This is a genomic window from Kitasatospora sp. NPDC089509 (genome assembly GCF_044749365.1).
Lineage (GTDB): Bacteria > Actinomycetota > Actinomycetes > Streptomycetales > Streptomycetaceae > Kitasatospora.
Map to the genome: position 1 here is coordinate 193,419 of NZ_JBIVHS010000010.1, position 22,340 is coordinate 215,758.

Here is a 22,340-nt window from a genome sequence, read left to right on the forward strand (position 1 = left end):
CAGTGGGCGGCGGTATGGTTCGTGGAACTGACGATCAGTTGCGTTCCGAAACCGGGGTCCCATTGAGCAGCATCTCCATCAAGCGGCGCGGCACATTCCTGTTCGCGGCCGCCGCCCTGGCCACGGTCGGGGTCGCGGGTACAGCCCAGGCCGTGCCCAACTCCGGTTCGCTGTGGGTCGGCTACGGCAAGAGCAATACGTACGCCAGCGTGAAGTGCGTGCAGGAGATATCCAACAGCCTGCACTACCAGACTGGCTACCACACGGTCACGGTGGACGGCGCGTTCGGCAAGGACACCTACGGGGCAATCGTCGCGATCCAGAAGTGGGCGAGTCTGGACCCGGACGGCGTCGTCGGTCCGAAGACCGGAGACGTCATGATCGAGGCGACCAAGGACTACTACGGCTGCTACTCCGCCCTGCCCACCCTCAAGTAGGCGCCGGGCGCAACAGGGGCCCGCACGTTCCAACGGAACGTGCGGGCCCCTTCGCGTATCCATCTCAACCCAACGAGGTCACGAGAGGTCGTTGGCCACGGATTCGAGCCCACAAGAAACGACCACCCAGCTCCCGTTCCAGGCTCATCAACCACAAGTCCCACATCCACCCCCACTACTCCGACCTTGAGCCCCGGCTAGCCGCGACCGCAATGGCCTGATGCCCGGCCGGCAGGCCCCACTCCACAACGTGTAGTTTCGCCCGTTCGACCGCTCCGCGCGTCACACCCAGTGCGGCAAGCGGAGTTGCACCATGACGCTCCAGCCAAGCGAGGCGGCGACGCTGCTCTACTGAGTCCAGGGCATCCCAGGAATCGAGAGAGACTCCTTGCATCGGTATACCGAACAGCCCCATCCGAACAGCGACGTTGTGAACATACGGGAGCTCGTATGGGGATCGGGCCAGCTCCACCAGGCACCAGGCGGTCGCGTACGAGATCGAGCCGTGCGCCCCCATCAACCGCCGAGTACGCCAATGCTGGATCGGTGCAAGCAGGAAACGTGAGTCCGGCCAGATCGCTCTGCGCCCCGAGCTCATCAGCCGCCATGCTCCTCGCTCGCTGAGCTTGATTGCTCAAGCTGCAGCTCCCGTTTCCGCTGCTCTTCCTTCAGGCGCTCGACATATCGAGCAAACATTCGCAACCGATCATCCTCGGAGAGAGGCTTGCTCGGGTCACTCCCAGCGTATTCGTCGAGCATAAATTGAGAAGCATTGTAATGCTTCTCAATCTCATCGGCAGTCGACTGGAGGTTGTAACCTCGCTCCCGGAACTTGAAATACCCGGTCACGCCCGCCGACACTCCCACAAATCCACTAAGGAATGCAGTTCCAAGCCTGAGCACAACGCTTTCGCCAGTATTCATTGCAGTGAGGGATGATGTGACGATTGCCCCGGTGATGATAATCACCTGGAAGAAGTTGTGGACCCTGCGATTCCGATTGGCACTCTTCCTGTACTGGTCGACGATCTCCAGCGATGCTTCGCGATAGATCCGCAGCCCGGACGGTGAGTCGAGTGGAAGTCGAGCTGCGGCGGTCTGGCGATCCTGCAGCGCATTGCGCAGCTCGCCAGACTTGGCGGCAATCTCCTTACGGCCGACCATGAAGAGTCGGGCCATCGCGACCGCCAACGCTCCGACCGTCACCAGCCCCACATACCTCGCGATCACTGGCTTCGCATCCCAAACTCCGACGATCACGGCATAGCCCAGCAGGAGAACCAGCCCGATCGCACCGAGCATGGTCAGCAGGAAGACCCGCTGGGTGATCCTCGACCCTCGGAGATCCACCTCCAGCTGGTCAAATTCCTTGACCCTCCGTCGGTAATCCTCTTGCAGGAAATGCTCTTGCTCTGGCGTCGCAATTCGCCGATACTCGCGCGAATTTTGCCCTTCCTCGAAAACATCCACGCTCATTACCGCAGACCCCCTTCCATCTCATTGGACACACAGGAGACTAAGGTGCAGATTGCCTGCAAACAAGGACAGGTTCGCGCGCGGTTGACTTCCGCGAAGAATGTTTCAAAATTTATTACGAGTATCGATGAAATATTCGGGCCACATGTGTTCGATCCGGCAAGGTGCGGCATCAGGGACCGCCCTCGGGATACCCGCGTCAGGGGAAATATGCGGTCTCACGCTGACCCTCATTCACTCACATGACTGATCGACCTCGGCCGAACCAAATTCCTTCGCCACCCGCACAATTCCGTTGCCGCTTCGGCCGCGCCGAAGCGGCAACGGCTTGGAATATCTCTTCTGTCATCAGAATGCGTATGCCCCCGCCGATGACGGGGGCATAGGCATTCTGATGCGCAGGAAGTCAGCTGGGCCGACTTCCTGCGCAACGTCGTGGAACCCCAGCAGCGAGGCGAAGCCGAAGCCGCACGGGGGTGGGGGGTGGGGGTGGGGGGTGGGGGGTGGTAGCCGCCACGACCTCGGGCCTGGCCGCTACTACCCCCTGCTCATCTCCAGAAGGTTGCCAGAAACACCGAAGGGCCCGCACGTTCGACGCGAACGTGCGGGCCCCTCGTCGTGCGGCTCAGCCCACCGAGGAGTAGGCGATGATGCCGCGGCGCAGGCCGTCGACGGCCTTGCGGGCGGTCTTGCGGAGGTCGCCGTCCTCGCCGGCCGCGTCCTGGATCTGGCCCAGGACGTCGATCAGCTGCTTGGTCCAGCGGACGAAGTCGCCGGCCGGCATCTCGGCCTCGCGCAGGACCTGGTCCAGGCTGTGGCCGAGGGCCCAGCGGTAGGCGACCCAGGCGAAGCCGAGGTCGGGTTCGCGCTGGCCGACGCCCTCGGCGGTGTTGATCCGGTGCTGCTCCTCCAGGGCGTCCAGGTGGCCCCAGATCCGGATCATCTTGCCGAGCGCCTCCTTGGCCGCGCCCTCCGGCACCCGGGGGGCGCCGGCGTCGTCGGACTGGCGTGACTCGTAGACCAACGCCGAGGCGCAGGCGGCGAGTTCGGCGGCGGCGAGGCCGCTCCAGACGCCTTCGCGGATGCACTCCGAGGCGAGCAGGTCGAGTTCGCCGTAGAGCCGGCCGAGCCGCTTGCCGTCGTCGGTGACGGTGTCGCCCCGGAGGTAGCCGAGGTCGGTGAGCAGCCCGCAGACCCGGTCGAAGGTGCGGGCGATGGTGTGGGTGCGGGAGCGCATCCGGCGTTCCAGCAGCTCGGTGTCGCGGTGCAGCCGGTGGTAGCGCTCGGCCCAGCGGGCGTGGTCCTCGCGGTCGGAGCAGCCGTGGCACGGGTGCTGGCGCAGTTCGGTGCGCAGCCGGGTGATCTCCGGGTCGTCGGCGGCGGCCGCGCGGCCGCGCCGGAACCGCTCGGGTTCGAGGTGGCCGGCCTTGGTGCGCAGTGCGGAGGCGAGGTCGCGCCGGGACTGCGGGCTGCGCGGGTTGAAGGACTTGGGGATCCGGACCCGCTCGATCGCGGCGACCGGGTGCGGGAAGTCGATCATCGCGAGCCGCTTGACCTGCCGCTCGGCGGTGAGCACCACCGGGCGCGGGCCGTCCTGGAAGTCGGGGTGGCGCGGGCCGCCCCGCCCGGAGCGGTTGACCGGCGGCAGGCCCGGGTCGAGGACCAGGGCGAGGCCGGCGAACTTGCCGGTGGGGACGTGGATGACGTCGCCCGGCTTGAGCTGCTCGATCGACTCGACGGCGGCGGCCCGGCGCTGGCTGCTGCCCTCGCGGGCGAGCTCGTTCTCGCGGTCCTTGAGCCGGTGGCGCAGCTCCATGTACGCGTCGAAGTCGCCGAGGTGGCAGGTCATCGACTCGCGGTAGCCCTCCAGCCCCTCCTCGTTGCGCTGCACCTGGCGGGCGATGCCGACCACCGAGCGGTCCGCCTGGAACTGGGCGAAGGAGGTCTCCAGCAGCTCGCGGGAGCGGTGCCGGCCGAACTGGGAGACCAGGTTGACGGCCATGTTGTACGAGGGCCGGAACGAGGACTTCAGCGGGTAGGTCCGGGTGCCCGCCAGGCCTGCCAGCGCCTCCGGGTCGAGGCCGCGCTGCCAGAGCACCACGGCGTGGCCCTCGACGTCGATGCCGCGCCGCCCGGCCCGGCCGGTGAGCTGGGTGTACTCGCCTGGGGTGATGTCGGCGTGGGTCTCGCCGTTCCACTTGACCAGCTTCTCCATGACCACCGAGCGGGCGGGCATGTTGATGCCGAGCGCCAGGGTCTCGGTCGCGAAGACGGCCTTGACCAGGCCCTTCACGAAGAGCTCCTCGACGACCTCCTTGAACCGGGGCAGCATCCCGGCGTGGTGGGCGGCGATGCCGCGCTCCAGCCCGTCCAGCCACTCGAAGTAGCCGAGGACGTGCAGGTCCTCGTCGGGGATGTCGGCGCAGCGCTCCTCGACGACGGCCCGGACCAGGGCACGGTCGGAGTCCTTGTTGAGCCGCAGGCCGGAGCTGAGGCACTGCTGGACGGCGGCCTCGCAGCCGGCCCGGCTGAAGATGAAGGTGATCGCGGGCAGCAGGCCCTCGGCGTCGAGCCGGTCGATGACGTCGACCCGGCCCGGGGTCCAGACCCGGCCGGGACGGCCGTTGGGCATCGAGCGGCCCCGGCCGCGGCCGAAGCGGTCGCGCGGGTTGCGGTCGAGTTCGGAGCGGGCGAGCCGGACCAGCTCGGGATTGACCAGCTTGCCGGGGTTGCGCTGGCCCGCCTTGGGGCGGCCGTCCCGGTCGGGGTCGGCGAACAGGTCGTACATCCGGTTGCCGGCCATCACGTGCTGCCACAGCGGCACCGGGCGGGTCTCGGAGACGATCACCTTGGTGCCGCCGCGGACGGTGTCCAGCCAGTCGCCGAACTCCTCGGCGTTGGAGACGGTCGCGGAGAGCGAGACGAGGGTGACCGACTCGGGGAGGTGGATGATGACCTCCTCCCAGACGGCGCCGCGGAAGCGGTCGGCGAGGTAGTGCACCTCGTCCATCACCACGTAGCCCAGGCCGTCGAGGGTGCTGGAGCCCGCGTAGAGCATGTTGCGCAGCACCTCGGTGGTCATCACCACCACGGGGGCGTCGCCGTTGACGGTGTTGTCACCGGTGAGCAGGCCGACCTTGGCGGCGCCGTAGCGCTTGACCAGGTCCCCGTACTTCTGGTTGGAGAGGGCCTTGATCGGCGTGGTGTAGAAGCACTTGCGCCCGGCGGCCAGGGCCAGGTGCACGGCGAACTCGCCGACGATGGTCTTCCCGGAGCCGGTCGGGGCGGCGACCAGGACGCCGGATCCGGCCTCCAGCGCCTCGCAGGCCTCCACCTGGAAGTCGTCCAGCGGGAAGTCGTACAGCTGCCGGAAGCCGTGGAGGGCGGCCGCCTCCTCCTTGGCCCGGCGACGGCTGGCCGCGTACGCCTCGGCGGGGCTGAGCTCCTGGACGTCCTGGGGCTCTGGATCGGGGGTGTTCATCGCCGTCCGGGTGTGGTTGGTGTGATCTCGCATCTCAGCGAGAGGTTACCCGGGAGGAGTGACATCGATAGCACCCTTTTCCGGGCCGAAGGGTCGCCGCGGGAGCGCCGGGCGGTCGCCGCCGGATCGGCGAACGGTCGCCCGGGGATCGTCACGGGAACACTCCCCTCTCAGATCCATAGTTGCAAATGTCTTCAACTGATCGGACTTCGACCAGCTTCGAACGTCTCCGGTCATTCCCGGTGGAGCACACCGGGAGCTCCCTACCTTCGGGTGCCACAGCCACCAACTCACGGGAGGACAGCGACGATGGCGAACCTGGAGACGTCCCTCAAGGAGGCCATGTCGATCGACGGCGCGATCGGCGTCGCCCTGGTCGACTACGGCAGCGGCATGGCCCTCGGCACCCTCGGCGACGGCGGCGAGCTGGACCTCAACGTCGCCGCCGCCGGGAACACCGACGTGGTCCGCGCCAAGATGCGGGCGATGGAGGCGCTCAACCTGCTCGACAACGAGATCGAGGACATCCTGATCACGCTGACCCACCAGTACCACATGGTCCGGCCGATCACGACGCCCAGCGGACGCGGCCTGTTCCTCTTCATGGTGCTGCACCGCAGCCGCGCCAACCTGGCGATGGCCCGCCACCAGCTCCGGCGGATCGAACTCGCGCTGGAGATCTGAGCCCACCGACACCAGGGAAGGGGGGACCCGTGACGACGGGAGTACCTCCCGGCCGCCGGCTGGGGGAGCTCTACCAGGTCAAGGCCGAGTTCTTCCGGATGCTCGGCCATCCCGTCCGGATCCGGGTGCTGGAGCTGCTCCAGCACGGGCCGACGCCCGTCCGCGGCCTGCTCGCCGAGCTGGAGGTGGAGCCCTCCAGCCTGTCGCAGCAGCTCGCGGTGCTGCGCCGGTCGGGCATCGTCACCGCGACCCGGGAGGGCAGCACGGTGGTGTACGCGCTGGCCGGCGCCGACGTCGCCGACCTGCTGCGGGCGGCCCGGCGGATCCTCACCGGGCTGCTCGCCGACCGGAGCGTGCTGCTCGCCGAGCTCCGGGCGGCGGGCGAGCAGCCGTTCCCGGGGACGGCCGGGGAGCAGCCGTTCCCGGGAGCGCCGGGCCGCGCCGCGCACCGGCCGGTCACACCTCGCGTCACACCTTGAGCCACACCTCGTGTCACTCCTCGCGTCACTCCTTGAGCAGCTCCGCCAGCCCGTCCGCGAGCCGCTCGTACTCCGCCGCCCGGTTGTACAGCTGGGCGCTGATCCGCAGCAGCCCGCCGCCGTCCCACGGCCGGACCGCGATCCGGGTGCCGAGCCGCCGCCACACCTCGCCCATCAGCGGCCGCACGTCCTCCTCCGCCTCGGCCCAGCCGACCGGCAGCCGGACGGTGCGCATCGACACCCCGGGCGTCGCCGGCAGCGCCCGCAGGCCGGCCCGCTCGACCAGGGCCCGCTGCCCGTAGGCGGCGAGCGCGGCGTTGTGCGCGGCCACCGCCGCCGGACCGAGCTCGCGCAGCAGCTCGAAGCCGGTCGGGGCGGCCAGCCAGGCGGTGTAGTCGCAGGTGCCGCGCCACTCCACGTGCCAGGGGAAGCCCCGGTCGTGCTCCCAGGAGAAGGTGAGCGGCCGGACCCGCCCGACCCACTCGGGGCGGACGGCCAGCAGTCCGGTGGCCCGCGGGGCGAAGGCCCACTTGTGCAGGTTGCCGAACCAGAAGTCGGCGTTCGGGTCGATCGGGTCGGGCAGCATGCCGGGGGCGTGGGCGCCGTCCACGACGGTGGTCACCCCGCGTGCCCGCAGCTCGGCGAGGAGGGCCGGGCCGGCCACCAGCCGGGCGGTGGGCGAGGTGATCTGGTCCAGCACCGCGACGGTGGTGCGGTCGTCGACGGCCGCGAGCACCGCCTCCCGGACGGCCCGCTCGTCCGGGGCGTCCAGCGGCAGTTCGACCGTGACCACCTCGGCCCCGGTCTCGGCGGCCCGCCGCTCGGCGGCGCGGTTGACCACGCCGTAGCCGTGGTCGGTGACCAGGATCCGGTCGCCGGGGGAGAACACGATGCTGTCCAGGGCGATCGCGACCGCCTCGGTGACGTTGGAGACCAGGGCGAGCCGGTCGGGGTCGACGGCCAGCTCGGCGGCGATCCGGGTCCGGGCCGCGCCGACCCGGGCGGGCAGGTCGGCGAAGAAGCCGTCCGGGTCGAGTTCGTGCGCGGTCCGCAGCTCCTCCTGCACCCGGCGGACCGGGTGGGGCACGGCCCCGTACGAGCCGTGGTTCAGGTGGGCGGCGTCCGGTGAGACGGCGAACAGGCCGTCCGCGGCGGCGAGCGGGGTCGGCGGCTCGGCGGTCCACAGGTCCTCGGGCATGCCGTTCACGCGGTTCATGAGGTTCCTCCCCTGGTCGCGACGCATGGCGACACGTCGTGGTGTGTGACATTTCACATGGCAGAATACTGGTCGGGGCACGCACCGCACGACCACCATCGGGCCGTGACCATCACCGACGCCCTCCTTGCCCTCAGCGCCCGCACCGGCCGGTTCGGCCACGGCGCCCCGCGCGCGTACATCCTCGCCGAGGACGGTACCCGGCTGCTGCTGCTCCGCTCGACCGGTCCGGAGGACCCGGTCGACCGCCTCCACCTGCTGGACACCACCACCGGCGCGGAACGCCTGGTCGCCGACCCCGCCGCACTGCTCCCCGGCCGCACCGGCCACCGCGACCGACTGCCGGTCCTGGAGCGGCGGTTGCGCGAACGCACCCGGCTGGTCGCGGCCGGCATCGGCGGCTACGCGGCCACCGCCGACCTGGCCGTCGCGGTCTTCACCCTCGACGGGCGGCTCTTCCGCACCGACACCGCCACCGGCACCACCGACGAACTCCCGGTCGCCGGACCGGCGTTCGACCCCCGCCCGGACGCCACCGGCCGGCGCGTCGCCTACGTCGCCGACGACGCCCTGTACGTCACCCCGGACCCGACCCCACTCTCCCCCGCCGACGGCGCCCGCTGGGGCGTGGCCGAGTTCGCCGCCGCCGAGGAGCTCGGCCGCTCCCGGGGCCACTGGTGGCGCCCCGACGGCGGCGCGCTGCTGGCCACCCGGGTGGACGAATCCGCCCTCCCCCGGCGGTACTTCGCCGACCCGGCCCGCCCCGGCGAACCCGGCGAGGACTTCGCCTACCCGCAGGCCGGCGGCCCCAACGCGGACGTCCGGCTCTGGGTGCTCGGCCTGGACGGCAGCCGGGTCCGACTGCGCTGGGACAGCGCCGAGTTCCCGTACCTCTGCGCCGCCTCCTGGGCCTCCGACGACGAGGTGCTGCTCACCGTCGCCGACCGGCTGCAGCAGCGCGTCCTGCTGCTCGGTGCCGACCCGGCCACCGGCGAGACCCGTGAACTCTCGCGCACCACCGACGAGTTCTGGGTGGACGAGCTGCCCGGCACCCCCGCCCGGCTGCCCGACGGCCGGCTGCTCACCGTCCACGACACCCCGCAGGCCCGCGGCCTCGCCGTGGACGGCAAGCCGCTGGACACCACCGGGCTGCAGATCCGCCGGGTGGTCGGCCGCCACCGCGACCGACTGCTCTGCGAGACCGGCCGGGGCGACCCGGCCGACCAGTACGTCCACCTGATCGACCCGGACGGCGGCGCGCCCGAACTCCTCAGCACCGGACCGGGCGTGCACTCCGCACTCGCCGCCGCCGACACCGTGCTGCTCACCTCCGCCACCGCCGAGGGGGTCACCCGCCGACTGCTCCCGCAGGGCCACCGGGTCACCGACCTCAGCGCCGCCCTCCCGTACGTCGTCCGCCCCCGGCTCGCCCGGGTCACCGACCGCGCACTGCCCACCGCCGTGGTGTACCCGCGCGGGCACGTCCCCGGCCGCCGGCTGCCGGTGCTGCTGGACGTCTACGGCGGGCCCGGCTTCCAGGCCGTGGTCGCCGAGCCGCGCCGCTGGCAGCTCCGCCAGTGGTGGGCCGACCAGGGCTTCGCCGTGGTCACCACCGACAACCGCGGCACCCCCTTCGTCTCCCCCGGGTTCACCCGGGCGATCTTCCGGCGGTTCTCCCAGGTCGGCCTGGACGACCAGGTCGACGCCCTGCACGCGCTCGCCGCCGACCACCCCGACCTCGACCTGGGCCGGGTCGGCGTGCGCGGCTGGTCGTACGGCGGCTACCTCGCCGCACTCGCCGTGCTGCGCCGCCCGGACGTCTTCCACGCCGCCTGCGCGGGCGCCCCGCCCACCGACTTCCGGCAGTACGACACCGCGTACACCGAGCGCTACCTCGGCCTGCCGCAGGGCAACCCGGAGGGCTACGCCGACGACTGCCTGCTCACCGACGCCCCGGGCCTGACCAGGCCGCTGCTGCTGATCCACGGGCTGGCCGACGACAACGTCCACCCCTCGCACACCCTGCTGCTCTCCCAGGCGCTCACCCGGGCCGGGCGGCCGCACAGCGTGCTACCGCTGCCGGGCGTCACCCACATGACCCCGGGCGGGACGAACGAGCAGGTCACCATGGCCGAACTCGCCTTCCTGCGGGCGTCTTTGGGGTGATCCTTCGAACCGACCCCGTCGGGGCGGCGCGAAGGCCCCGGATCCCCCCGACGAAAAGGGATCCGGGGCCGGTCCGAGCCCGCCTCACCGCCCGAGGCGGCGGGCGGTGAGCACCGCCGTGCCCACCCCGAGCACGGTGATCGCGGCGATCCCGAAGGTCATGTACCGGGCCGACGCCAGCAGGCTGTCCCCGCCCAGGTTCACCAGCGTCCCGGCCAGCGCCGAAGTGACCGAGAAGGCGATCAGCTGGGTGGTGTTGATCGCCGCGGCCGCCTTGCCGCCCTCGACCGGGTCGGTGCTGCTGCGCATCGCGGCCACGCTCAGGTGCGGGAACGCCAGCCCGATCCCGGTGCCGGCCACGAACAGCGCCACCGCCCACACCACCACCCGCGGCCCGGAGGCATGGGCGGTCTGGGTCAGCGCGTACACCACCAGGCCCGCCACCAGCACCACCGGCGCGGTCCGGATCGCCCGGGCCCGGCCGCGGGCGGACTCGATGCCCACGCTGAACAGCTGGGCGGTGGTCCAGCCCGCCGAGGTCGCGGCGCCGAGGAAACCGGCCACCAGCGGGCCAAGCCCGCCCAGCCCCTGGCCGAACAGCGGGATGAAGTTCTCCGCCACCACGCCCGCGCAGAGCACCGCGACGGTCAGGTAGAGCCACTTCAGGCCGTTCCCGGCCCGGTACGTCCGGTGCGGCAGGACGGTCGCGGCGCCGCGCCGCTCGACCGCCACGAAGCCCGCCAGCAGCACCAGGCCGGCGACTATGCAGGCCGCCGTCGCCCAGCCGACCGGCACGGTCGAGCTGATGCTGAACACGGCCGCGGCCAGGGTGAGCAGCAGCAGGGACGGCAGCGGCACCGGCCCCGCACCCGCCCCCGGGCCGGACGGGCCGGGCAGCACCCGGCGGGCCAGCACGGCCAGCACCAGCGCGGCGAGCAGCAGCAGGACGTACGCCCAGCGCCAGGCGCCGAACTGGGCGAACAGCCCGCCCAGCGAGGGCCCGACCAGGGTGCCGACGCCCCACATCGCGGAGACCAGCCCGGCCGCCCGGGTCCACAGCCGCTCCGGCAGCGCGCTGCGGATCACCGCGTAGCCGAGCCCGGCCACCAGCCCGCCGCCGAGGCCCTGCACCACCCGGCCGAGGATCAGCGCGATCATCGACGGGCTGGCCGCGTTGAGCACCGCGCCGGCGCCGAACACCAGGAAGCCCAGCACATAGGCCCGCGCGGCGCCCAGCCGGGCCAGCAGCCGGCTGACCAGCATCGAGGCGATCACGGCGGCCATCAGGAAGCCGGTGGCCACCCAGGCGTAGTACCGCTCGCCGCCGATGTCGGCCACGATCGAGGGCATCAGCGCCGCGGTGAAGTACAGGTTCATCGCGTACAGCGCGACGCCCCCGGCGAGGATCGACGCGGCGGCCGCGAATCGGCGGGAGAACAGTTCGCCCCAGCCGCCGCCGGTGCCGTCCGGCGGTGACTCCGGAGCGTAACTCGGCTGGTCAGCAAGGGCAGTGGGGGCCTTGACGGCGGAAGATTCGGTCACGTCCGGTACGCTAGGACTTCAACAGAACTTGAAGTCAAGGAGTGCGAGGAGCAGCCATGAGCGGCGACAGCGCGGCACCGGTCGACCTGCTGAGCGTCGGGGAGGTGGCCCGGCGGGCCGGCATCGCCACCTCCGCGGTGCGCTTCTACGAGGACCAGGGGCTGATCTCCTCCGAACGCTCGGCCGGCAACCAGCGCCGCTACCGGCGGCACGTGCTGCGCCGGATCTCGCTGATCCTGGTCGCCAAGCGGCTCGGCATCCCGCTCGCCGAGGTCGCCGAGGTCTTCACCGGCCTGCCCGAGGACCGGATGCCCGGCAAGCACGACTGGGAGCGGATCTCCCGCCGCTGGGCCGAGCAACTGCGCGCCCGGCGGACCGAACTGGAGCGGCTGGAGGGCGAGTTGACCGGCTGCATCGGCTGCGGCTGCGTGTCACTGCGCCGCTGCCGGGTGCTCAACCCGGGCGACGAGCTGGCCACCGAGGGCCCCGGCCCGCGCCTGCTGCTGCCGACCGACGAGCAGTGAGCACGGTGGAACCCGGTCGGACGCGGCCCTCGTGAGGTTCCCCGCCGCGCCCGACCGGGGGTTTCGGGTCGGCCGTCAGGCCTCCGGGAAGTGGCAGGCGGCCTCCCGCCCGCCCGTCCCGACGATCCGCAGCAGCGGCCGCTCGGTCCGGCACACCGGCTGCGCCTTCGGGCAGCGCGGGTGGAAGCTACACCCGGGCGGCGGGTCGGCCGGGCTCGGCGGGTCGCCGAGCAGCACGATCCGCTCCCGGGCCCGCTCGGCCGCCGGGTCCGGCAGCGGCACCGCGGACAGCAGCGCCCTGGTGTACGGGTGCGCCGGGCCGCCGTACACCTCGGCCTTGTCGCCGATCTCGACGATCCGGCCCAGGTACATCACCGCGACCCGGTCGCAGACCCGCTTGACCACCGAGAGGTCGTGCGCGATGAACACGTACGCCAGCCCCAGCTCGCGCTGCAACTGCTCCATCAGGTTGACCACTTGGGCCTGGATGGAGACGTCCAGCGCGGACACCGGCTCGTCCGCGACGACCAGCTTCGGCGAGGTGGCGAGCGAGCGGGCGATCCCGATCCGCTGCGCCTGGCCGCCGGAGAACTCGTGCGGGTAGCGGTCCAGGTGCTCGGGGATCAGCCCGACCAGTTCCATCAGCTCGGCGGCCCGCTTGCGCGCGTCCGCCGCGCTCCCGCCCTGGACCAGCAGCGGTTCGGAGATGATCCGGGCCACCGTCTGCCGAGGGTTGAGCGAGGAGTACGGGTCCTGGAAGACCATCTGCAGGTTCCGCCGGTGCGGCCGCAGTCGGCTCTGCGAGAGGCCGCCGATCTCGGTGCCGTCGAAGGTGACGGTGCCCGAGGTCGGGTCGAGCAGCCGGACGATCATCCGGCCGGTGGTGGACTTGCCGCAGCCGGACTCGCCGACCAGGCCGAGCGTCTCGCCCGCGCCGAGGTCGAAGCCGACCCCGTCGACGGCCCGGATCGGTGCGCCGGCCCGGCCGGTGCGACTCCGCCGGCCCGGGAAGGTCTTCACCAAGTCCCGTACCGACAGCAGTGGTTCGGTCATCACGACACCCCTTCCGGCACCAGCGGCAGGTGGCAGGCGGCCTGGTGGCCGGGGGCGAGCGGGCCGAGCGTGGGTCGTTCGGCCCGGCAGCGGGCGTGCTCCTCGGCGGACGCGGCGGTGGTGCGGGCGCAGCGCGGGGCGAAGGAGCAGCCGGGGGCGGGGGCGATCAGCGACGGCGGGCTGCCGGGGATGGCCCGCAGCGGGGCGTCGTCGGTGTCGTCCAGGCGCGGCAGCGAGTCCAGCAGGCCGCGGGTGTACGGGTGCGCTGGCCGGGCGAACAGCCGGTCCACCGGGGCCTGTTCGGCCGCCCGGCCGCCGTACATGACCAGCACCTCGTGGGCGACCCGGGCGACCACGCCCAGGTCGTGGGTGATCATCACGACGCCGAGGCCGCGCTCCTGCTGGATCCGGGCGATCAGGTCGAGGATCTGCGCCTGGACGGTGACGTCCAGGGCGGTGGTCGGCTCGTCGGCGATCAGCAGTTCGGGTTCGCAGGCGAGCGCCATCGCGATCATGACGCGCTGGCGCATGCCGCCGGAGAACTGGTGCGGGTACTCGTCGACCCGGCGGGCCGGTTCCGGGATGCCGACCTCGGCCAGCATCTCCACCGCCCGGGCCCGTCCGGCCTTGCGGCCGGCCTTGAAGTGCACCCGGTAGTGCTCGGCGATCTGCTCGCCGACGGTGTAGAAGGGGTGCAGGCTGGACAGCGGGTCCTGGAAGATCATCGCGATCCGCCGGCCCCGGACGGTGCCCAACTCCCGTTCCCCCAGCCCGTTCAGCTCCTGTCCGTGGAGCCGGATCGAGCCGCTGACGGCGGCGCCGCGGTGCAGGCCCATGACGGCGAGCGAGGTGACGGACTTGCCGCTGCCGGACTCGCCGACCAGCCCGAGGGTGCGCCCGGCCTCGACCGCGAAGGAGAGGCCGTCGACGGCGCGGACGGTGCCGCGCGGGGTGTCGAAGGAGACCCCGAGGTCTTCCACCTCCAGGAGGGCCATCAGTACCTCACTCTCGGGTCGACGAACGCGTAGAGCAGGTCGACCAGCAGGTTCGCCACGACGATGAAGAAGGCCGCGAGCAGGGTGACGCCGAGGATGACGGGCTGGTCCGAGCGGAGCAGGCCGTCGTAGAACAGCCGGCCGACGCCGGGCAGGCCGAAGATGGACTCGGTGATGACGGCGCCGGCCAGCAGGCCGCCGAGGTCCATCCCGAAGATGGTCAGGATCGGTGTCGTCGCGGAGCGCAGCCCGTGCTTGACGGTCACCGTGCGCGGCGGCAGTCCCTTGGCGCGGGCGGTGCGGATGTACGGCTCGGCCATCGCCTCGATCATCGAATTGCGGCTCTGCCGGGCGTACATGGCCGCGTACAGCAGGGCCAGGGCGATCCACGGGAGCAGCAGGTTGGAGGCCCACGCGAAGGGGTTCTCGGTGAACTGGTGGTACGCCGGGTAGGGCAGCAACCCGGCCGTCCGGACGACGCCCCAGATCAGCATCACCGAGGTGAAGTAGACCGGCAGCGAGGCGGTGCCGACCGAGAACACCATCAGGATCCGGTCGAGCGGACGGCCCTTGCGCAGCGCCGAGGTGACGCCCGCGCCGAGGCCGAGGACCAGCCAGAGCACGGCCGCGCCGAGGGCCAGCGAGATCGAGACCGGCAGGCGGTCGGTGAGCAGGTCCCAGACCGGCATCCCGTACTCGTAGGAGTAGCCGAGGCAGGGGAAGCCGCAGTGCACGGCGCTGGAGCCGCTGCCGTAGTCGCGTCCGGCGAAGATGCCGCCGAGGTAGGCGAGGAACTGGTCCCAGACCGGCTTGTCCAGGCCCATCGCGGCCTTGACGTCGGCGAGGCGCTCGGGGCTGCAGGTCTTGCCGCAGGCGGCCGCGGCCGGGTCGTTGGGCAGCAGGTAGAAGATGGTGAAGGTGATGGCGCAGATGGCGAGCAGGATGCCCACCACGCCGAGCAGTCGGCGGCCGAGGTAGAGGATCACGACCGGCCTCCCCGGGGGTCGAGGATGTCGCGCAGCGCGTCCCCGAGCAGGGTGAAGGCGAGCACGGCGAGGAACAGGAAGACCGTCGGGATGAGGAAGTACGTCGGGTCGGTCTCGTAGTGGACGATGCTCTCGGCGATCATCTGGCCCCAGGAGGCGGTCGGCGGGCGCACGCCCACGCCGAGGTAGCTGAGCGCGGCCTCGGTGGCGATCATGCCGGGGATCAGCAGTGTGGTGTACGCGATGACCGGCCCGGAGACGTTCGGCAGGATCTCCCGGGTGAGGATGCGCCAGGAGCGGGCGCCGCCGACCTTGGCGGCCTCGACGTACTCGCGGTGCTTGAGCGAGAGGGTCTGGCCGCGCACCACCCGGGCGATGCCGGGCCAGGTGAACAGGCCGATCACCAGGGTGATCAGCAGGATCCGGTTGACGTCCTTGGCCACCGACATCATCGCGATCATGAAGATCAGCGAGGGGAAGGACATCGTGAGGTCCATCAGCCGGGACAGCACGGTGTCGGTGCGGCCGCCGAAGTAGCCCGCCGCGATGCCGGCCAGGGTGCCGGTGACCACGACGACCGCGGTCGCGGTGAACGCGATCAGCAGCGACACCTGGCCGCCGTGCAGCACCCGGGCGAACAGGTCGCGCCCGGTGATCGGTTCGACGCCCAGCCAGTGCCGGGTGCTGATGCCTCCGAAGTCGCCGCGGGGCATGCCGCCCAGGTAGGGGTCCACGGCGCGCTTGTCGAACTCCTCGGGGGACCAGCCGCCGAGCGAGCTGAGCGGGCCGGCCAGCGCGGCCGCCAGGATCAGCACGCCGACCGTGATCAGCCCGAACCGGGCCGAGCCGCGGGCCCACAGCTGGTCCCAGACCAGCCGCCACGGCCCGCGCCCGGCGCCCTTCGCGGGGCCCGCCGCCGCCATAGCGACAGGCTCAGTGGTTGCACTCATCGGTGCCGGCCCCTCAGCCCTTGCCCTTGGCAGGGTCCTTGAGGCCGACCGTGGCCAGGTCGATCATGCCCGCGAAGCCGACGTTGCCGAAGGCGCCGGCCACGTTGGTGCCGACCAGCAGCGGGCGGCGCTGCCACATCAGCGGGACGGCCGGGGCCTTCTTCATCAGGTCCGCGTCCAGCTGCTGCCAGGCCTTGTTGGCCTCGTCGACGTCCGTCATGGCCGCGATCTGGTCCATCCGGTCCATCGTGGCCTGGTCCCGGAACTGGCTGTAGTTGCCCTGGTTGCCCTTCTCCTTGATGGTCCGTCCGTCGAACAGGAACGGGAAGAAGGTCGCGGCGGACGGGTAGTCCGGGCACCAGCCGTTGATGGTCAGCTCGGGGGCGTTCTTGGTGTCGCCCAGGGTGTCGGTGAAGGCGGACGGGTCCACGGTGTTGACGGTGACCTGGACGCCGACCTTGGACAGCGACTGCTGGATCGCCTCGCCGCGGGTCTTGTCGTTGAGCGAGACCAGCAGCGAGACCTTGAGGTCGGTCTTGCCCGCCTCCTTGAGCAGCGCCTTGGCCTTCTCCGGGTCGCCGGCCGGCGGGATCTTCAGCGGGTCGGACTTGACGCCGCCGGTGAGCGAGGGCGGCAGGAAGGAGGTGGCGGTGTCGGTCATCGCCGGGCCGCCGAACGCGGTGACCTGGGCCTCCCGGTCGACCGCCCACATCATCGCGTCGCGCACCTTCGGGTCGTCGAACGGCGCCTTGGCGGTGTTCAGGTAGAGCATGTCGGTGCAGCCGGTCGACTCCGCCACCATGCGGGCCTTCACGTCCGGCTTGGGCAGCACCTTGGCGGCCGACTCGTGCTGCATCCAGGGCATGTTGATGGCGTTGGCGTCGGCGCCGTCGCTGGCGATGATCCGGTCGTCGGCCTGGCCGCCCTTGATGCCCTCGGTGACCACGATCCGGTCCGGGTACGCCTTGCGGACGGAGTCGGTGGCCTGGTCCCAACTGGTGTTGCGGACCAGCACCAGCTGCTTGCCCCGGTCGTAGGTCTCGATCTTGTACGGCCCGGAGGAGAACGGCCGGGAGTCGTACAGGGTGCCCTTCTCCTGGGCCTGCGGCACCGGGGAGAAGGTCGGCAGGGTGACGGTGTCGGAGAACTCGGCCACCGGGCGCTTGAGGTGGAAGACGATCGTCTTCTCGTCCGGGGTCTCGATGCTGGCCAGGTGCTCGCCGGTCAGCGGGCCCTTGTAGTTCTCACCGCCCGCCAGGTACTGGACGGCGTAGTCGGGGCCGCCGGTGAGGTCCGGGGAGAAGGAGCGCTCGACGTTGTACTTGATGTCGGCGGACTTGATCGGGCTGCCGTCCTCGTACTTGAGGCCGTCCTTGAGGGTGAAGGTCCACACCTTGCCGCCCTCGGAGGACTTGCCGAGGTCGGTGGCGAGGTCCGGGACGATCTCGCTGCCGGCGGCGCCCGGCTCGGACTTGAAGGTGGTCAGGGTGCGGTAGATCAGCCGGGTGCCGAAGTCCATGTGCGGCACGGTCCAGTTGCGGGCCGGGTCGAGGTGGGCGAAGTCCTGGTTGGTCAGGATGTCGAGGGTGCCGCCCTTGACCGGGGTGCCGCCGACGATCGAGCCGGACGCGGCGCCCGGGCCCTGGCTGTTGGCGGGTCCGGCGTCGCCGCCGCTGTCGCTCTTGTCGTTCTTGCAGGCCCCGAGTCCGAGGGTGAGGGTCGCCGCGAGGGCCGCCGCGAGGGCGGCATGGGTGCGCCTGGTCATGTGCAACTCCGCTGTGGGGGGCCTGCTCCGGCCGCTCCGCTGTGTGACCCGTAACATAGTAATGTGAAATTGCACTGCACAAGGGGTGACGCCGTCCGTTACCCAGCTGTGTCCGTGCACCTCACCTCCCCCGCGCCGCTTAGGAGTTCACCGGTGACCCACCCGCAGACCGGCCTCAACACCGGGAGCCACGACCTCCCGGTCTCCCCCGCCCTGGCGGCCTTCATGGGCACCAGCTGGGCCGCCACCCCGCTCCCCGCCGACCACCGCGTCCCCGGTCACGACCGGTTCCCCGGCCGCCGCGCCCGGCTCTCCGCCGCCTTCCCCGGCGAGCGGCTGGTCATCCCGGCCGGCCGCCTCAAGGTCCGCTGCAACGACCTCGACCACCGCTTCCGTCCGCACAGCGCGTACGCCTGGCTCACCGGACTCACCGGCGAGGACCAGGCCGACCACGTCCTGGTGCTCGAACCCGCCGGCCCCGAAGGCCACGAACCGGTGCTCCACGTCCACCCCCGGTCCCCGCGCAGCGGCGGCGAGTTCTACCGCGACCGCCGCTACGGCGAGTTCTGGGTCGGCCGCCGCCCCGACCTCGCCGAAGCCGCGCAGCTCACCGGCATCCGCACCGCACACCTCGACGACCTCGGCAAGCTCTTCACCGGACCGCAGCCGCCCACCCGGGTACTGGCCGGCACCGACCCCGCCGTCGACCGGGCCACCGGCCGCGGCACCCTCCCCCAGGACACCGAACTCGCCGCCGTGCTCTCCGAGTTGCGCCTGGTCAAGGACACCTGGGAGGTCGAACAGCTGCAACTCGCCGTCGACCACACCGTCACCGGCTTCGAGGACGTCGTCCGCGCCCTGCCCACCGCACTGCGCCACCACCGCGGCGAACGCTGGATCGAGGGTGTCTTCGACCTGCGCGCCCGCGCCGAGGGCAACGGCACCAGCTACACCACCATCGCCGCCTCCGGCGCCCACGCCTGCGTGCTGCACTGGATCCGCAACGACGGCGCCCTCGACCCCGACTCCCTGCTCCTGCTGGACGCCGGCGTCGAGACCGACACCCTCTACGCCGCCGACATCACCCGCACCCTCCCGCTCAGCGGCACCTTCACCCCGGTCCAGCGCCAGGCCTACGACCTCGTCCTCGCCGCCCAGAGCGCCGGCATCGCCGCCCTGCGCCCCGGCGCCCGCTTCCGGGACTTCCACCGCGCCGCCATGCGCGTCATCGCCGAAGGCCTCGCCGACTGGGGCGTCCTGCGCATCCCCGCCGAGCAGGCCCTCGACGAGGACAACGGCCTCTACCGCCGCTACACCCTCTGCGGCAGCGGCCACATGCTCGGCCTCGACTACCACGACTGCGCCAAGTCCCGCGCCGACCGCTACCTCGACGGCACCCTGGAACCCGGCATGGTCCTCACCGTCGAACCGGGCCTCTACCTCCAGCCCGACGACGAAACCCTCCCCCTCGAACTCCGCGGCCTCGGCATCCGCATCGAGGACGACCTGGTCATCACCGAGGACGGCGCCCACCTGATGTCCGCCGCCCTCCCCCGCACGGCCCCCGCCATCGAGTCCTGGATGGCCGACCTCCTGGGGTGAGCCCCCGCTCAGCCCTCCCGCGCGCTCCGCCACAGGTCCGTGACGATCGCCGCCGCCGGGCCGGTGCGGGCCAGGTGGTGGGCGGTGCCCGCCCAGAGGTGCATGGCGGTGGTGTCGGCGCGGCGGGTGGCGGCCGCGCGCAGCGGGGCGGTGAGGTGGTGGACCTCGGGGTAGGCGGGCGGGGCGTACGGGCCGTGGCGGTCGATGAAGGCGTTGCGCAGGCCGCGGGCCGGGCGGCCGGTGAAGGCGCGGGTGACCACGGTCTCCGGCAGTTCGGTGAGCGCGGCCCGGTGGGCGGCCGAGGCGCCGGACTCGTCGGAGCGCAGCAGCGCCGTGCCCAGCTGCACCGCGTCCGCCCCGGCCCGCAGCGCCGCCGCGATCGCCGGGCCGTCGCCCAGCCCGCCCGCGGCGATCAGCGGCAACGAGGTCACCGCCCGTACCGCGGCCAGCAGTCGGGGCAGCGGCAGCTCGCCCGGCAGGTCAGTGATCCGGTGGGTGGAGCGGTGCCCGCCGGCCTCCGGGCCCTGCACGGCCAGGGCGTCCATCCCGACCGCCTGGGCCGCCCGGGCCTCCTCCGGCGTGGTCACCGTGCCGATCTGGAGGACTCCCGCCGCCCGCAGCGCGGCGGCCTGCCCGGCCGTCGGCAGCCCGAAGGTGTACGAGACCACCGGCACCGGGTCGGCGAGCAGCACGTCGAGCTTGGCCTCCCAGTCGTCCCGGTCCGGCCCGATCAGCTCCGGCAGCTCCACCCCCCACCGCTCGGCCTCGGGCCGCAGCCGCTCCCGGTAGGCGGCGACCGCCGCCGGATCCCCGGGCGGGCCGGGCACGAAGAGGTTCACGCCGTACGGCCGGTCGGTCGACTTCCGTACCTCGGCGATCTGTTCGGCCATCCCGGTGGCGCTGCGGTAGCCGGCGGCCAGGAACCCCAGCCCGCCGGCCCGGTTGACCGCGGCCACCAGCGCGGGCGTCGAGGCGCCGCCCGCCATCGGGGCCCCGATCACCGGAAGGTCCAGGTCGGCGAGGCGTACGGTCATCGGGCGCTCCTCACATTGCCGCGGGCACGGAACGCCCCCACCCTACGCCCGGCGGGCTCAGCGGATCAGCCCGCGCCCGCGTGCCTCCCGCACCGCCGCGGTACGCGAGTCGACCCCCAACTTGGTGTAGATGTGCACCAGATGGGACTTCACGGTGGCCTGGCTCAGGTGCAGGTGCTGGCTGATCTGCTGGTTGGTCAGCCCGTCCGCGACCAGCCCCAGCACCTCGGTCTCCCGCGCGCTGAGCGCCGCCGCGGGCGTCCGCATCCGCTCCAGCAGCCGGTCCGCCACGCTCGGCGCGAGCGCGCTGCGCCCCGCCGCGGCCGAGCGGACGGCCTGGGCGAGTTCCTCCGGCGGCGCGTCCTTGAGCAGGTACCCGGTGGCGCCCGCCTCCAGCGCGGGCAGGGTGTCCGCGTCGCTGTCGTAGGTGGTGACCACCAGCACCCGCGGCGCGCCCGCCCGGGCGGTGATCGCCGCGGTGGCCTGCGCCCCGTTCATCGCCGAGCCGGGACCGAACTGCAGGTCCATCAGCACCACGTCCACGTCGACACCCGGTTCGGTCGCCAGCTCGACGGCCCGCTCCGCGGTGGCCGCCTCCGCCACGATGGCGAAGTCCGGCTCGCTCTCCAGCACCGCCCGCAGTCCGGCCCGCACCACCGGGTGGTCGTCGGCGATCAGCAACCGGATCACGAGCCGGCCTCCGGGGTGATCGGCAGTTGCACGGCCAGCGCGGTGCCCTCGCCGGGCGCGGACTCCACGGTGAAGCTGCCGCCGAGCGCCCGGGCCCGGGCCCGCATCGAGGGCAGTCCGAAGCCGCCGTCCCCGCCGGTGCGGCCGGCCACCGCCGCCGGGTCGAACCCGGCCCCGTCGTCGAACACGTCCAACGCCACCTCGCCCTCCATGTAGCTGAGTGTCACCTCGGCCCGCGAGGCCTCGGCGTGCCGCACGGTGTTGCCGAGCGCCGACTGCGCGATCCGCAGCAGCGCCACCTCCTGCGCGGCCGGCAGCCGCACCTGGTGCCCGGAGACGTGCAGGTGGACGGGCAAGGCGCTGTGCGCCGTGGTGGTCGCGCACAGCCGTTCCAGGGCGACCGGCAGCGGATCGCCGTCCAGCGCGGGCGGGGTGAGCGCCCGGACGAACCGCCGGGCCTCGTCCAGGTTGTCCTGGGCGGCCTGCCGGGCCTGTTCGACGTACCCGGCGGCGGCCTCGGTGCGCTCGGGCAGCGCCCGCTGGGCCGCCCGCAGCAGCAGTTGGATCGAGCTGAGGCTCTGCGCCAGGGTGTCGTGGATCTCCCGGGCGAGCCGCTCGCGCTCGGCGAGCACCCCGGCCGCGTGGTGGGCGGCGGCGAGGTCGGCGCGGGCGGCGGTCAGCTCGTCGATCAGCCCGCGCCGTTCCTCGCTCTCCCGGTACAGCGCCTGGTAGCCGAGCACCGTGGCGGTGGCGACGGCGGCGCCGAGCGCGGGCCCGATCGAGGCGGCCAGGTTGAAGGCGTGCTGGTGCCAGGACCAGGCGGCGATCGCCCCGGCCGCGGTGAGGGCCACGGCCGTCAGCCCGCCGCGCCGCCCGAGCAGGTGCAGTTCCAGGAAGTACAGCGGGAAGGCCAGCCACACCCCGTCCTGGGTGGCGACCAGCAGGCCCGCCCAGGTGACGCCGAGCAGCGCCAGCCAGAGCGCGGCGCCCCGGCGGGAGCGGTGCACGGCGGCCAGCTTCGGCCCGACGGCGTACACGGCGGCCATCGCGGAGGCCGCGGCGGCCACGGCCGCCGGATCGCCGCCCCGGTCGACGGAGGCGGCCCGGGCGACGGCGAGGACGAGCAGGCCCGCCACGAGCAGGTGCAGGCAGAGCCGGAGGACGCGGGCGACGGGGGTGATTCGGGAACGTTCGGTCGCCATCCCTCCAGCCTAGGTTCCGCCCGCGCACGGCGGCATCAATCAAAAGGTTGAACTCCGC

18 protein-coding genes are annotated in these 22,340 nt (G+C 72.2%); 6 read left to right on the forward strand and 12 right to left on the reverse strand.

Translation table 11 applies throughout. The annotated features are described in order from the left end of the window. Positions 1-62: 62 nt before the first annotated feature. Positions 63-437 carry a peptidoglycan-binding protein gene (locus ACIP4P_RS22480; RefSeq protein ID WP_400920975.1) on the forward strand — a complete coding sequence of 125 codons (375 nt, stop codon included), beginning with the start codon at positions 63-65 and terminating at the stop codon, positions 435-437. A 597-nt stretch (positions 438-1,034) separates the two neighbouring features. Here the strand turns inward: ACIP4P_RS22480 and ACIP4P_RS22485 are convergent. Further along, complete coding sequence (locus ACIP4P_RS22485; protein WP_400920977.1) at positions 1,035-1,913, reverse strand: DUF4231 domain-containing protein; 879 nt, start codon at positions 1,911-1,913, stop codon at positions 1,035-1,037. A 625-nt stretch (positions 1,914-2,538) separates the two neighbouring features. Further along, positions 2,539-5,394: a DEAD/DEAH box helicase gene (locus ACIP4P_RS22490; protein ID WP_400921084.1), complete on the reverse strand. Its 2,856-nt coding sequence runs from the start codon at positions 5,392-5,394 to the stop codon at positions 2,539-2,541. 309 nt (positions 5,395-5,703) lie between these two features. On the opposite strand from ACIP4P_RS22490, the gene ACIP4P_RS22495 reads away from it, so the two are divergent. Next, positions 5,704-6,078, forward strand: a complete 375-nt coding sequence (locus ACIP4P_RS22495) for a hypothetical protein (RefSeq protein ID WP_350512981.1) — start codon at positions 5,704-5,706, stop codon at positions 6,076-6,078. Between the two features lie 59 nt (positions 6,079-6,137). Beyond that, a complete protein-coding gene (locus tag ACIP4P_RS22500) occupies positions 6,138-6,557 on the forward strand; it encodes a metalloregulator ArsR/SmtB family transcription factor (RefSeq protein WP_350513017.1) in 420 nt (139 codons plus the stop codon). Positions 6,558-6,582: 25 nt separating this feature from the next. Here ACIP4P_RS22500 and ACIP4P_RS22505 read toward each other — a convergent pair whose 3' ends face one another. Further along, positions 6,583-7,773, reverse strand: coding sequence for an aminotransferase class V-fold PLP-dependent enzyme (locus ACIP4P_RS22505; protein WP_400920979.1), 1,191 nt, complete (start codon positions 7,771-7,773; stop codon positions 6,583-6,585). A gap of 105 nt (positions 7,774-7,878) precedes the next feature. Between ACIP4P_RS22505 and ACIP4P_RS22510 the strand changes: the two genes are divergently transcribed. Continuing rightward, entirely contained in the window at positions 7,879-9,939 is a 2,061-nt protein-coding gene (locus ACIP4P_RS22510; protein WP_400920981.1) for a prolyl oligopeptidase family serine peptidase, read from the forward strand. 84 nt (positions 9,940-10,023) lie between these two features. Here the strand turns inward: ACIP4P_RS22510 and ACIP4P_RS22515 are convergent, their stop codons facing one another. Continuing rightward, positions 10,024-11,481 carry an MFS transporter gene (locus tag ACIP4P_RS22515; protein ID WP_400920984.1) on the reverse strand — a complete coding sequence of 486 codons (1,458 nt, stop codon included), beginning with the start codon at positions 11,479-11,481 and terminating at the stop codon, positions 10,024-10,026. Positions 11,482-11,537: 56 nt separating this feature from the next. Between ACIP4P_RS22515 and soxR the strand changes: the two genes are divergently transcribed. Continuing rightward, entirely contained in the window at positions 11,538-12,005 is a 468-nt protein-coding gene (gene soxR / locus ACIP4P_RS22520) for a redox-sensitive transcriptional activator SoxR (RefSeq protein ID WP_400920986.1), read from the forward strand. Positions 12,006-12,080: 75 nt separating this feature from the next. Here the strand turns inward: soxR and ACIP4P_RS22525 are convergent, their stop codons facing one another. The 5 genes from ACIP4P_RS22525 to ACIP4P_RS22545 are packed head-to-tail and all read right to left on the reverse strand — an operon-like array spanning position 12,081 to position 17,754. Beyond that, entirely contained in the window at positions 12,081-13,058 is a 978-nt protein-coding gene (locus ACIP4P_RS22525; protein WP_400920988.1) for an ABC transporter ATP-binding protein, read from the reverse strand. Then, the gene (locus tag ACIP4P_RS22530; protein ID WP_350512987.1) at positions 13,058-14,053 is read right to left on the reverse strand and encodes an ABC transporter ATP-binding protein; all 996 of its coding nucleotides are present in this window, start codon (positions 14,051-14,053) and stop codon (positions 13,058-13,060) included. Before ACIP4P_RS22530 ends, ACIP4P_RS22525 begins: the two co-directional genes overlap by 1 nt. Continuing rightward, positions 14,053-15,039, reverse strand: a complete 987-nt coding sequence (locus ACIP4P_RS22535) for an ABC transporter permease (protein ID WP_350512988.1) — start codon at positions 15,037-15,039, stop codon at positions 14,053-14,055. Before ACIP4P_RS22535 ends, ACIP4P_RS22530 begins: the two co-directional genes overlap by 1 nt. Beyond that, complete coding sequence (locus ACIP4P_RS22540; protein WP_400920991.1) at positions 15,036-15,962, reverse strand: ABC transporter permease; 927 nt, start codon at positions 15,960-15,962, stop codon at positions 15,036-15,038. The genes ACIP4P_RS22535 and ACIP4P_RS22540 overlap by 4 nt, the downstream gene beginning before the upstream one ends. Positions 15,963-16,002: 40 nt before the next feature. Next, positions 16,003-17,754, reverse strand: coding sequence for an ABC transporter substrate-binding protein (locus tag ACIP4P_RS22545; RefSeq protein ID WP_400920992.1), 1,752 nt, complete (start codon positions 17,752-17,754; stop codon positions 16,003-16,005). Between the two features lie 153 nt (positions 17,755-17,907). Between ACIP4P_RS22545 and ACIP4P_RS22550 the strand changes: the two genes are divergently transcribed. After that, a complete protein-coding gene (locus ACIP4P_RS22550) occupies positions 17,908-19,356 on the forward strand; it encodes an aminopeptidase P family protein (protein ID WP_400920994.1) in 1,449 nt (482 codons plus the stop codon). Positions 19,357-19,364: 8 nt separating this feature from the next. On the opposite strand, the gene ACIP4P_RS22555 is transcribed toward ACIP4P_RS22550, so the two are convergent. The 3 genes from ACIP4P_RS22555 to ACIP4P_RS22565 are packed head-to-tail and all read right to left on the reverse strand — an operon-like array spanning position 19,365 to position 22,282. Next, the gene (locus tag ACIP4P_RS22555; protein WP_400920996.1) at positions 19,365-20,390 is read right to left on the reverse strand and encodes a nitronate monooxygenase; all 1,026 of its coding nucleotides are present in this window, start codon (positions 20,388-20,390) and stop codon (positions 19,365-19,367) included. 57 nt (positions 20,391-20,447) lie between these two features. Further along, entirely contained in the window at positions 20,448-21,080 is a 633-nt protein-coding gene (locus ACIP4P_RS22560; protein ID WP_400920998.1) for a response regulator, read from the reverse strand. Continuing rightward, positions 21,077-22,282 carry a sensor histidine kinase gene (locus ACIP4P_RS22565; RefSeq protein ID WP_400920999.1) on the reverse strand — a complete coding sequence of 402 codons (1,206 nt, stop codon included), beginning with the start codon at positions 22,280-22,282 and terminating at the stop codon, positions 21,077-21,079. Before ACIP4P_RS22565 ends, ACIP4P_RS22560 begins: the two co-directional genes overlap by 4 nt. Positions 22,283-22,340 lie beyond the last annotated feature (58 nt).